Here is a 12218-nt window from a genome sequence, read left to right as displayed (position 1 = left end):
GGGATGTAGCCAGTGGTCAGGTAATCAGAAACCGAGGAATAGAGCAAATTAGTACCGCAGGACTTGCGGGAAAGGAAACTGCCTGTGCAGCCGATCTACCGGGGGTTGGTGAAAACCAAAACCAATCTAGGCAAGTGGCGCAACCCCGAAAGGGAGTAACCAGGAAATCTTCAAAGTGATTTGAGGAAGCCTACACCATAATCTTTGATTTGGTGTAGGAGGATGTCACTCTGCTAATCCAATCGTTAGGGGAAAACGCGATATCCGATTAACAATATTAGAAAATCCTTCCCCCAGTTCACTAAATGCGGAAGTAGCCGTACTAGGTTCACCGACTGAACCTGGAATTCTGACGATTAGCAATGATACAGGCGTTAAGAGTGAGACACTGATTACCTGGCATGGAGAGGATGAAAATGGTTTGAGTCTAGACGTAACCGGAGGAGGAATCAATAAATTATTCCGTTTTAATGTACTCAGTGCTGATTTGGAAGCGATCTTAACTCTTTCGGTGATGGATAATAACGGTACTGCCAGTCTAACCAGAACTCTATCTCCTAGTTTCAATCCTACCTCTGTTGTCTTCAAGTTCAATGAGTTTGATAATGTTGCAGCAATTGATTTGACCCAGGTTGATGCTATTTCCTTGGCAATTCGAGGAGAGGAAAATTTTGATTTGACCGCAGAGTCCATTGTGGCGACTGTCCCTGAACCGCTTACCCTTTTGGGTTCAGCTATAGCCCTGGGATTGGGGACAGTCCTGAAAAAAGAATATGATAAAAAGCAGACAAAAAGTCAGCCGAAACGTTAATTTCACCATTAATCTAACTGTTTAAGTGGGTGGACACAATTAAAGTTAACGGTTGAGATTAGGGAACACTGACATACAGTCGTTTGGGGGAATCAAGCTGACTCATTGGTAAAATAACGGTTACTGTAGTGCCTTGATTCAGTGTGCTGTCTATGTGAATCTGACCATGATGATTGTCTACAATGGCTTTAGCGATCGCTAACCCTAATCCGGAACCTGACGCCGCATCTTTAGTTCTGGCGGGATCGATGCGATAGAAGCGATCAAATATCAGCGGTAATGCGGTTTCAGGAATCCCAATACCATTGTCGCGGACTTGAACTTGAATCCAGGAAGAACCTTGTCGTCCACCTTTAGTGGAACGCTTGACTAATTCTAGTTTCACCTGCACCCACCCTTCCTCGTCTTTGTCTGTTTTGGGTGGCGTATATTGCACTGCATTACTGACGAGATTGGTGAATAAACGCGCTAACTGATTCCAGTCGCCGAGAAGGGTAAACATGTCATCATCTAAGAGTTGTAGGGGGGGCGCAGAAGCGCTAAAGCGCTCACTACGAACGGTAAACACCTCGTCGTCTAAGGGTTGTAGGGGGGGCTGGGAAGCGCTAAAGCGCTCACTACGAACGGTAGAATCAACGGATAATTCAGCCTTCGTATCGTTAGATTTTAAATCAAAATCAGGGGTTTCTGGCAAATGCAGCGACAGAAAAATACCCTTTTGATCAGCAATTAACTGTTGTTCTTCAATCACTTCCATCAGCAACGCATCCAAGGGGACAGGTTGCCATTCGGGTTGTACCATACCACTATCAACCCGCGCCAAAAAGAGCAAATCATTCACCAATCGTCCCAAGCGCTGAGTAAGTCGTTCTACTACTTTAAGTTGATGGCGTTGCCATTGCGGTTCCATATCGGGATCAGCTAGCGCAACTTGCACGTTAGTTTGAATCGTGGCGATGGGATTTCTTAACTCATGGGAGGCATCAGCAGTAAACTGTTTTAACCGTTGGTAGGAGTCGCGCACGGGTTTCATAGCGAGTTCGGAGAGTAACCAACCAATCGCGGCGGTGGAGAGAATCATTAGGGTTGTTCCCACCGTTAAATCGACGATTAACTGGCGGATGGGTTTGGTGACTTCAAACCAGGGATGACTCACCCGTAAATAGCCTAAAACATACCGTCCCAGTTCGACTCGCTTGGTGAACTGACGCAGCAGGTGATCCGGGGATAGATGGACAGTTTCCGCTGTTTGTCGGGGATGCAGGGGAATATCCAGGGGTTCTGATAGGGTTGACCACAGCAACTCACCCGTGGGACTAAACCATTCTAAGTCAATGTGGTCATCCTCCACGGCTTGGGTATTATCGCGAAAACTGGCTTCTACGTTAATTTGATAAGGAGTAACCGTTCCCTCAGTTGGCTGAATCACTAGGGAGCGATCGACAACTTCCACCACATGCTTTAAGGTATCGTCTACCCGTTCAATTAAGGTGCTGCGGACATATAAATAAACCCCTGTCGCGAATAGTAATAATAAGACAGCCGTAACTGTTGTATACCAAAGTGCCAGACGGCGACGAGTAGCTTGAAACATTGTATAAGTGTGGCGTGGCACACCCAATTTGATGAATTAGGCTTACGCCCGGAAACCGTAGGGGCGCAAAGACTTGCGCCCTATTCAATGGTATAGCTCTTTGAACCCGTTTCAACGGGTTTTAGCTTTTAGCCCCAACTTTAGTTGAGGGCTTAAGTCAGCTAGATGGACAATTCAATCTCTCAATACCAAATGGCGCTGCGCGTCAAAGGTAATTGTTCCTTGCTGCTGTAACTGATTGAAGAGTCGAGTAATCGTGACTCTAGTGGTGCAACAGGCGTTCGCAAAATCCTGATGCGTCAGGCGAATAGTTAAACGAGTCCCCTCTGGTGTCGGTTGACCAAATTTCTCTTTTAACCAGGATAGGAAACAGTTTAAACGGTTAGTTATTTGTCGCTTACCCGCAATAGATAGGAGAAATTCTGTCTGCTGTATCCGCTGATTTATGCAAGGTAAAAGCGTCTGGGATAGCTGAGGAGAAGCAGCAATTTCAGTTCGGGAAATACTAATTAACTCCGCTGTTTCCGAGACAACAGTGGCTTCGTAAATCGGTAGAGATGTCATGCTAGAACCGAAGGGCATGGATTCTCCGACTAATCCTAATATTATTTCATCGCAACTTTCGCTTATTGTACTCAGTTTGATCACGCCTTGGAAGATGATCCAAATGGTATGGGGTTTGAGGGAAATTGTCTCGCCTTTATGATAAATATACCGGGGACGATTCCGGTAGAGGTTACTATCATTACCATTATCCCCCCTCAGCATTGATTGGCGATCGCGAATATCCTGTACTATCCAGTGCAAACGGATCGGCTGATTGTCTAAGTCACAGTAGGGACTTACAGTCAAAGTCGCCTCTAGAGGTTCACCTTGACGCGGCTGAATCTGAACGATCCATTCTTGTTGTATGTTACGCTGCTGAATCTGGATGAGTTTAGCCGGAAACTTGCGGCGATCAGATTTCGGGAAGAAGATGTCTAGGGGTTTACCCACTAAAAACCGCTGCGATACATTCATTAGGTTGGCAGCAGCTTGATTTGCTTCTATAATTTTCCCATTGGTATCTGTTTCTAGGTAAGCATGGGGCAAAAACTGGAATAGGTGTTGGTAACGCTGGCGTTCGGCTGCTAATTTTACGTGCATCGCTGCCGATTCCTCCGCCTGTGCTAGAAGTTCCTCCATCGCTACTTGCAGTTCTTCTGAAGCCATACCGAGTTCTTTAAAGGCTGACGGTAACAGGTGGGATTTGCCGTTTGAAGTATTGACACAGTGGTAAAGCTGCTCTAAACGTCCTTGTAATGCATCTAGCTGCTGTATAAACTGTTTTAAGTCCATGTCAAACGTCCCGGTACTCCTTTTCCCCTGTAAATATTCCCCCATAGATAGATTTTCAGGTGTGTGATTCAGTGTTTTGGAAAGATTAATAGATTCTGCCATGCAAATACGCCTGTATTCAGCGTAACAAAGCAACTTCATATAAGTCCCCATCTTTAGACAGACGTAAGAGTCTAGCAGGAATTGATATGCTACTAGATGTCAGTCAAGTTAAAGGTTTCAGCATTATCCCGACCGACAAGCAAGATGTAGGCAGATGGATCTCCATTCATCCCAGCTCAACCCCTATCCGGCTAGGATTAGCAACCTCTCTTCTGACTCATAGCCACTCACCCTTCATTTACAGATAGATATGAATTCTCAAACCACTTCTCGTCAAACAACTTTTGTCTCTAAACCCAGCCAAAGTATATCTAATAATCACCAAAATCTCTGCTGTTACACTAATCACACCAGCCAGGTTCAGGTTATCCGGCTTGTGAATCAATCCCATACTAATTGGCAACGGGTTATTTTTCCAGGTGAACGTTTTCTGTTTGAAACTGACTCTGAATCTAACTTAGAGATTATGGTGAATGAAGCGGTTTCTTCTCTAGTTAATTGTCAAAAATTGCTAGTAAAACTCGAAAATTGATTTTTTTGAATTCATTTCATTTTTTCTGTTTTTTTGGCGCACTAAACACTATTCCTAAACAAGAACATCAGCATCATGCCGCAGAAAATAATCAATCTAACCTGTCTCCTTGTCATTCAAGAAGTCAAAGATATCTTGGCAACTTATCCAGAGACTCCTTATCAAGAAGCTTTTGCTCAGGCAGAATTATTTAACCAGCTCATAAATCAGGTATTAAGTCGAATTCCGGATCAATCTTATACTATCCTGTACGAATCTGAAAAACTCCCCAAAAACCCTAGACGCTTTTACGCTTCCATAGAAGAGCGAATGATGGTCGAAGAACTGATTCATCAGACTATTATTGCTCTACTGGAAACGCAGAGAAAGAAAACGTTACATTCCCCGGCGTCAGAAGATAACTGTTCGGCTAATGCAGCAATGACTTCCAACAAAAAAATCTATCGTTGGTTTGGCTATTAGGGTTTTGAGATCAGGATACAGTATCATCTCCTTTTGCCACGGCGATTGAAATCGCTGCTACACAAACAAAGTCCGCCTGCGCGGACTGGGTTATAAGGGGGGTAGTTCCGGTAGATCCCGGACTTCTGAATCCCATGCATTTAGGTAAGCAGGATTTCGACAAAGAAGTCGGGGATCTGGAGTGTAAGAGTGCGATGAAAACGTTGGATGATACAATAGTCGCCAACGCCAAATCATGTCGGTTTTGGCTGAGTCAATCCAGGAGTCCCCCTTCACCTGATGTCCAGACGAATGGCGAACCCGGCTAATGTATTCAATCGAATTCCCGGACGCGCTTATCTGTTGATTGCGATTGTGATTTTCGCGTCAGCCAATGCGGTAATCCGGATGTTAACTAATTTGGGAGATCAAAATCTAATCGATGGCAGAAATCCCATCTCGTTCTGTAATGTTCTGTTTGCAGGAAATCTTTGTGCCTTAATCGCCCTCATCTTAATCTATGGCAAGCAGTGGAATGTTGAATCCTTAAAACGTCTCTCGTGGACAGATTGGCTGGGATTGACGGGGGTGGCAATACTGTCCGGGGCATTGGCTCCGGCTTTAACATTTATGGCACTAGACTTAACAATGGTCAATAATGTGGTGCTAATTGGGCGCATTGAACCGCCCCTGATTCTGGCGTTATCGATACTCTTGCTGGGAGAACGGGTAAATAAGTGGGTGATAGCGGGTGCGGTGGTTTCGTTCATTGGCGTTTCTCTGACTGTATTACTTCAGACTCCCGCCACGGATATGATGAACATGGGGAGATTTCAGATTGGTACTGGTGAATTATTTGCCGCAGGCGGTGCCGTGGCGTTAGCTTTCTCTACGATTATTAGTAAGGTAAAGTTACGCCAGATTCCCTTGGCTATTTTCAGCATATATCGCATGGCAATGGCAACGTTAGTGTTCTTTGTCGTTGTCTTGATGCTGTTTGAACCCAATCATTTTATGGATGTGTTTTCGCCCTTTCTGTGGCAATGGATGTTGATTTACGGCATGGTGATTGTCGTCGGGGGTCAACTCTGTTGGTTTATGGGGTTAAAGGCAACGGGTGCAGCCGATGTTTCCTTAGCGAGTTCCTTTAGCCCCATTGCTGGAATTTTAGCGGCTTATTTTATTCTGGGGGAAGTGCCTACGATGGCGCAATATATCGGTGGGGCGGTGATTATTGGCGGTATTGTCCTCAATCAGATTGGCGTGTTTCGCAAAATGGCTGAAACAGTTACGCTGCCACCTGGGAATTCAGATAAGGAAGCGGATACAGAGGTGGGCTTTAAAGGAGTTTGAGACGCATCTTATGATGAATGGCACTGACTTAACTTGAATGGCACTGACTTGAGAGTTTGTAGTCAGCGCTTTAGCGCTTCTGGCACGCTTCGTGCCTACTACGAACCCAGCTTAAGGAGCGTACCATCCATCTTACATTTAGGCTATAGGAATAATCAGGAATTCAAATCTTTACCTGGGAAATGTTCTCTCCAGCCCTCTCTGCCGCTACTACAGCGGTTTTACGGCTATCTCTGAACCTTTGTCAAGTCGTAATACCTCGGCTAAATCCCAATTGACGTAGAGTTGCCGTTTAAGTTTTATTACAATTAGAATAATTACTTTGAACAATTGTTAACTCATTGCTGCCCTAATTCGTGCATGATGTTCATGACTAACCAACTGCCCACCGCAACTCTTGAACTAAAGCCAGCCGTTAACCAGGCGTTTAGCGACTTCCAGCGCCTGTCTGTTGAGGATCAGTTAGGGCTGCTATGGGGAATGTACCAAAACCTAGGTTGTTCTCTAGCGCCAACACCTGCGGGTGCGGCACGGCTATTTTTGACCCAAGGGTTGCTGCATCGGATCAAGCAAATGCCTGCTACTGAACAGTTAGCGGCGATGCAGGACTTATTACAGGAGACAGATAGCCCCATCAGTCGTCAATACGGACTATTCACGCTGAAAACAAAACTGGCGTTTTGGACTCAGCTATTTGATTGGATGTCCACAGGTGAAGTGAGTCCAGTGGCGATCGCTTATCCGCTTTCATCCTCAGCTACAACTCTGTTGAGAACGATCGCGTTATTAGACCTGAATGAGCAAATTTCCCTATTCAACGAGATCATTGACCAGATGGGTGTTGCCGCTTTAGCCGCTTAGGAATTTGGCGGTTGGGTATTGTAAAGTTTCAATAAGAATCTATTCAAGTTCAACCTCTAATAGCCCAACTGTGACAGCAGCAAAGGCAAAGGCTACACCCAAAGGCATAGGCGACTGCAAATAAACAGTCAAAATAGCGGCAACAACAGTAACCAACATTGCCCCAATTGACCACCATTTTTCTTCGCCACTCCAGCCTTTTTCCGCTTTAATCCATTTCAAGGCGTCTATCGGCAACGGTTCTGGAATTACAGCGCCCGGTGGGAACGCCCAATAGTTATTGCGCTCAATATATAAGTCTGTCCAGCCGTTCTCGTAGCACCATTCGTTTAACCAAGCTTCACAGTAATGTTTCATCGGATTTTGTTAAAATGTGTTAAATTAGTCTGCTTTACAGCCTCAATAACATTAGCAAATCTTTTTCGAGACTAAAAGAGGAATAAATACCTAATTCGTCATTGGTCATTGGTCCTATGTCCTTTGTTGTTTGTCAATAAGGGTGTCTCAGGACAAAATCGTTTGTAATCCTTGCACTAAGCGTTCAATACCCTCGGCGACTGTTTCTTTTTGTAGCGCCCCATAAGCAATTCGCAAATAACAGCCCTCTTCCATGCCAAAGGTTGTACCGGGTAACACGGCGACGCGATGATCACGAATCAAGCGTTCGACTAACTCGACTGGGTTGATTGAGGTATTTATTTTAAGCCAAAAGTAAAACGCGCCGTCGGCGGGTGCGATCGCACACAACCCATCCAATCGCTGTAACGCCTCTAATATCAACTGTCGCACCGTCGCGATCGCCTGAATGTGGGGTTGGGTATAACTCAATCCCATCTGTAAGGCGGCTAAGGCGACATACTGGGAGACAACCGGGGGGCAAATCAGAATCGTGTCCTGAATTTTCTTTACCGCCGCCAGCAGATGCTGGGGAATTACCATATAGCCGATGCGCCAACTGGCAAATCCATAGGTTTTCGACAGGGAATACAGGGAAATTGTATGGGAGTCACTTTGGGGAAACGCCGCCGGGGAAACGTGTTTGACGCCGTTATAGGTAAAATACTCATACGCTTCATCACTAATGTGATAAATTCCCCGTTCCCGACAGAGTTCATTTACCGCCTGTAACGCGGCTTTAGAGTAAACCGCCCCGGTAGGATTATTCGGTGAAATCGTCACCACGGCTTTGGTTTTCTCTGTGATGGCTTTCGCGATCGCCTGGGGACGCAGTTGATAATTCTCATCCGTTGCCACAAGTACCGGATGACAACTCGCCATGGTAATTGCCATTTCGTGGTTGAAATAGTAAGGCGTTTGAATAATAATCTCGTCTCCGGGAGAGGTAATGGCGAGAATGGCATTCATAAACGCCATGTTTGCGCCTGCGGTGACGACGATACAGTTGTGCTGGTTAAGGGTAATCCCGTTATCTGTGTGCAGTTTGGCGGCAATCACAGATAATAACGGTGCAATTCCCTGAACTGCCTTGTACTTGTGGTTATTGGGATCAGCCAGAAATTCCGGCAATCGTGCGATCGCTTCTGGTGGCGGCGGGTAATACACGACACCCTGTCCCAAGGAAATTGTACCGGGATGACGGCGAATCAGTTCACCAACGATGGGAATCACAGGTGACTGTACCGCTTCCATGCGAGACGTTCTATCATGTTTGGTTGAATACATAGACTTGGGCGGAAATGTTCCCTCCCCTTGATAAGGGGAGGGTTAGGGTGGGGTAGAGTCAAGCTATTGCTTGCGTTTCCTCTTAAGTTGACACCAATGATGTCAGTGCGCCCCTACGGGATTCGGATCATTTATATGAAGATCAACCATCCACCCGGAACTACATAAAACTGGGTTGATGGCGAATCAAATTGAGAAACTCTTCACGAGTTTTCTGTTCCTCTTGGAACACACCCACCATGGCGCTGGTTACTGTCCAGGAACCGGGTTTTTGTACCCCCCGCATCACCATACACATGTGAGTGGCTTCCATGACTACAGCCACTCCCTGGGGTTCTAAAATAGTTTGAATGGCTTCGGCAATCTGGCGGGTTAGGCGTTCCTGAACTTGTAGCCGCCGTGCATACATTTCCACAACACGCGCTAACTTACTTAGTCCCACAACTTTCTCATTAGGAATATAAGCAACGTGCGCCCGTCCCATAAATGGCAGCATGTGGTGTTCACACAGGCTAAAGAAATTAATATCCCGCACTAACACCATTTCGTTGTGACCTTCATCAAAAATCGCCCCATTTACTAATTCTTCCAGGGACTGATTGTAGCCACCGGTCAAAAACTGCATGGCTTCCGCGACTCGTTTTGGGGTTTTCAGTAATCCCTCACGTTCGGGATCTTCGCCAACGCCTAAAAGTAGCGTCCGCACGGCGTCCATCATGTCTTCGGTTGAGGCTTCTCCAGGAAGCCGTAGCTGGGGTTGCTGACCATTCTGGGTATTGCGATCGGGTCGGGTTTCTACTTGAGGGGTGGACGGGTTAGGAGTCACAGGTGTCATAGAGTCAGAGCGATTCAAACCATTGGAGGAAGCAATAGTCATAATTGGGTAGTATTGATAATCTTGACAAGGTTGGATGGGAGAGTTGGATAGTGTCGTTCTAGAGAGTTCCGGCACTGGGCATGAGAGTCAGGGAATCGATAACAGCCGCTTGGGGGATTAAGGCGACGTGCAAAAGAGATTGGGCAACAATTTCGGGGGTTAACATGGCTGACCGATTCAAGTCGGCTTTTACGGTGTCTGTATCCCAGATTGGCGTATTCACTGCCCCTGGACATACCGTCACCACCCGAATACCATTGTCGCGTTCTTCAGCCGCTAGGGTTTTGGATAGGGCAATCAACCCGGCTTTGCTGACGCTATAAGCACCCCAACCGGGAAAGGGTTGTTGACCCGCAATGGATGCCACGTTAATAATTGTGCCGTGTTGCTGCTGACGCATGGTGGGTAAAACACCAAGAATGCATTGCCATACGCTGGTAAGATTGAGATCCATTACCTGCTGCCAATCCGCTAAGGGGGTTTCCGTCAACGTACCGGTATAGCCCATACCCGCATTGTTGACCAAAATATCCAGGGAGGCAAATTCAACCGCGATCGCTTCGATCTTGGTTTTGACCTGATCGAGTTGACTCAGATCCAGGTGATAGGATTGAGCATTGACGCCAGCTTCTCGGGCGGCGGTGGCTACTGCCTCTAATTTGTCCTGGGAACGACTGACTAATGCCAGATCAATTCCGGCTTTGGCAAAGGCTAAAGCCGTAGCTTTGCCAATACCACTACTTGCGCCAGTAATCAAGGCACGTTTTTTAACCGAAGATGTCATAAAATTTTCCAACTTGGATGCGGTAAGGGTTCCCCAGTTAACTTATATGGATTATGGATCTAACTGGATCTAACGGGAACAAAGAGTCCGCCGACAAACAATTGAATTAAGTGACAGCGAATCATTTCTTGCGGCTACATTCTCACTAAAAAACCTGGATACACCAGTTTTCCTCTGTTTGACTGAACATTTATCCCCGATGGAAGGGTGACTAGGGAAGACAATGGTATACCTCATGCGATCGCCAACCGCTATGGTAAGCGGCTAATGATTGTAATCTAAGTATTTGATTCAACGACAGCCGCCGATAGACAATATCGAACACAACAAACGTTCTCCGAGTTTCTTTGTCCCACAGACACTAAACCAGAAAGTTTGACGGTTAATCCCGAATGGCTAGGTTTAGATTTGGATCAAACTAGGGTTGACTTGTCGATGGATTAACGTCCTGACGCTAAGTTGTGAAGAATTGTTACAGATCTAATTATACGACTATCTGGGTTCCATTGACAAAAGGGCAGAAGTCGGAAGGATAATTCAGCCCTTATCCTTCTTACTTAAGTTGGATGCCAAATTCCCCTTAATTATTGTAGCGCTCAAACCGTCTTCAGGCATTTAGCTCAGTAAAAACCCCAATATGGCGAAACTTCTGATAGCGTAACTCCCGACGTTCCTTGGGACTCAACCGAGATAAATCTTCCAGATTTTGCAGGAGGGCAGCTTTAAGGGTTGCGGCAGCAGTTAAGGGGTCAGAATGAGCGCTGCCTAAGGGTTCAGGCACTAATTGATCCAAAATTCCTAAATCTTTGAGATCCCAGGCGGTTATCCGCAGCGCAGTGGCGGCTTGGGGGGCTTTTGCCGCATCTTTCCAGAGAATCGCGGCACAGGCTTCGGGAGTAGCAACCGTATAAACCGCTTGTTCCAGCATGAGAATGCGATCGCCTACGCCAATCCCCAAAGCACCACCCGATCCGCCTTCGCCAATCACCGTACAGATAATCGGCACATCCAGGCGAAACATTTCCCGAAGATTATAGGCGATCGCTTCCCCTTGACCTAATTTTTCCGCATCAACACCAGCCCAAGCCCCCGGCGTATCAATAAACGTTAAAATCGGCATCCCGAAGCGATTCGCATGGTCCATCAGCCGCATCGCCTTACGGTAACCACCGGGCGACGCCATGCCAAAGTTCCGCGCCACATTATCTTTGGTATCCCGTCCCTTTTGATGCCCTAACATCACCACCGGACGTCCCCCTAAGCGCCCAATCCCACCGACTAATGCTGGATCATCATAGCCGCCGCGATCGCCGTGTAACTCCATCCATTCATCACTAATCGCCTGAATATAATCCAGCGTACTCGGACGCCGGGGATGACGGGCTAACTGAAGCCGTTGGGCTGGCGATAAACTACTAAAAATTTCTTGACGTAGTTGTACCGCCCGTGCTTCTAACTGGCGAATTTGGTCAGAGACATCAACATTGTTTTCCTGGGCGAGTTCGCGAATTTGGTTAATTCGGGTCTCTAATTCATACAGGGGCTTCTCAAAGTCCAGCAGAAAAATCCGGTTTGCAGTGGTCATGGGTCAGTCGTTTTATCCCTTAAACGTTCAGCAGGAGTTAGAAGCTGTTTGCACATTTCTGGAAACAACTAGACAATTCTTCAACTTTGGGTACAATACACGCATAGATCTATCCGTCCTTACGATGAAGTGGTTTTTCTACATATTCTAGTTTGATGCCAATCCGTTTTTTGCCAGTTGTCGGATAGATCTCACCTCTGCCGTTGCTGTATGGGCAAAGTGGAGCAACATAAGTTCCTGTGTTCACACCTTTTGGG

13 protein-coding genes are annotated in these 12218 nt (G+C 46.4%); 6 read left to right on the top strand and 7 right to left on the bottom strand.

Annotation, left to right across the window (positions count from 1 at the left end; translation table 11 throughout):
- Window positions 1-421: 421 nt before the first annotated feature.
- Complete coding sequence (locus RIC07_RS17030; RefSeq protein ID WP_446395570.1) at window positions 422-811, top strand: PEP-CTERM sorting domain-containing protein; 390 nt, start codon at window positions 422-424, stop codon at window positions 809-811.
- Window positions 812-869: 58 nt separating this feature from the next.
- On the opposite strand, the gene RIC07_RS17025 is transcribed toward RIC07_RS17030, so the two are convergent.
- Complete coding sequence (locus RIC07_RS17025) at window positions 870-2405, bottom strand: sensor histidine kinase (RefSeq protein ID WP_446395569.1); 1536 nt, start codon at window positions 2403-2405, stop codon at window positions 870-872.
- Window positions 2406-2579: 174 nt separating this feature from the next.
- Entirely contained in the window at window positions 2580-3845 is a 1266-nt protein-coding gene (locus RIC07_RS17020; RefSeq protein WP_446395568.1) for a PAS domain-containing protein, read from the bottom strand.
- Window positions 3846-4095: 250 nt separating this feature from the next.
- Between RIC07_RS17020 and RIC07_RS17015 the strand changes: the two genes are divergently transcribed.
- From RIC07_RS17015 to RIC07_RS16995, 5 genes are all read left to right on the top strand, one after another.
- Entirely contained in the window at window positions 4096-4377 is a 282-nt protein-coding gene (locus RIC07_RS17015; protein WP_446395567.1) for a DUF1830 domain-containing protein, read from the top strand.
- A gap of 75 nt (window positions 4378-4452) precedes the next feature.
- Window positions 4453-4839 (top strand): hypothetical protein, encoded by a 387-nt coding sequence (locus tag RIC07_RS17010; RefSeq protein WP_446395566.1) that lies wholly within the window; start codon window positions 4453-4455, stop codon window positions 4837-4839.
- Between the two features lie 134 nt (window positions 4840-4973).
- Window positions 4974-5147: a hypothetical protein gene (locus RIC07_RS17005; protein ID WP_446395565.1), complete on the top strand. Its 174-nt coding sequence runs from the start codon at window positions 4974-4976 to the stop codon at window positions 5145-5147.
- Entirely contained in the window at window positions 5131-6171 is a 1041-nt protein-coding gene (locus tag RIC07_RS17000) for a DMT family transporter (protein WP_446395564.1), read from the top strand. Before RIC07_RS17005 ends, RIC07_RS17000 begins: the two co-directional genes overlap by 17 nt.
- A 369-nt stretch (window positions 6172-6540) precedes the next feature.
- Window positions 6541-7032 carry an orange carotenoid protein N-terminal domain-containing protein gene (locus RIC07_RS16995; protein ID WP_446395563.1) on the top strand — a complete coding sequence of 164 codons (492 nt, stop codon included), beginning with the start codon at window positions 6541-6543 and terminating at the stop codon, window positions 7030-7032.
- 39 nt (window positions 7033-7071) lie between these two features.
- Here RIC07_RS16995 and RIC07_RS16990 read toward each other — a convergent pair whose 3' ends face one another.
- From RIC07_RS16990 to accA, 5 genes are all read right to left on the bottom strand, one after another.
- Window positions 7072-7389 (bottom strand): slr1957 family protein, encoded by a 318-nt coding sequence (locus RIC07_RS16990; RefSeq protein ID WP_446395562.1) that lies wholly within the window; start codon window positions 7387-7389, stop codon window positions 7072-7074.
- A 147-nt stretch (window positions 7390-7536) separates the two neighbouring features.
- Complete coding sequence (locus RIC07_RS16985; protein ID WP_446395571.1) at window positions 7537-8682, bottom strand: pyridoxal phosphate-dependent aminotransferase; 1146 nt, start codon at window positions 8680-8682, stop codon at window positions 7537-7539.
- Window positions 8683-8875: 193 nt separating this feature from the next.
- Window positions 8876-9592 (bottom strand): GTP cyclohydrolase I FolE, encoded by a 717-nt coding sequence (folE, locus tag RIC07_RS16980; protein ID WP_446395561.1) that lies wholly within the window; start codon window positions 9590-9592, stop codon window positions 8876-8878.
- A 58-nt stretch (window positions 9593-9650) separates the two neighbouring features.
- Complete coding sequence (locus RIC07_RS16975; protein WP_446395560.1) at window positions 9651-10376, bottom strand: SDR family oxidoreductase; 726 nt, start codon at window positions 10374-10376, stop codon at window positions 9651-9653.
- Window positions 10377-10983: 607 nt separating this feature from the next.
- Window positions 10984-11961 (bottom strand): acetyl-CoA carboxylase carboxyl transferase subunit alpha, encoded by a 978-nt coding sequence (gene accA, locus RIC07_RS16970; protein ID WP_446379691.1) that lies wholly within the window; start codon window positions 11959-11961, stop codon window positions 10984-10986.
- Between the last annotated feature and the right edge of the window lie 257 nt (window positions 11962-12218).

Origin of the sequence: Coleofasciculus sp. E1-EBD-02 (genome assembly GCF_040218245.1) — a bacterium.
Classification (GTDB): domain Bacteria; phylum Cyanobacteriota; class Cyanobacteriia; order Cyanobacteriales; family Coleofasciculaceae; genus Coleofasciculus.
This window is presented reverse-complemented; position numbering and strand designations above follow the sequence as displayed.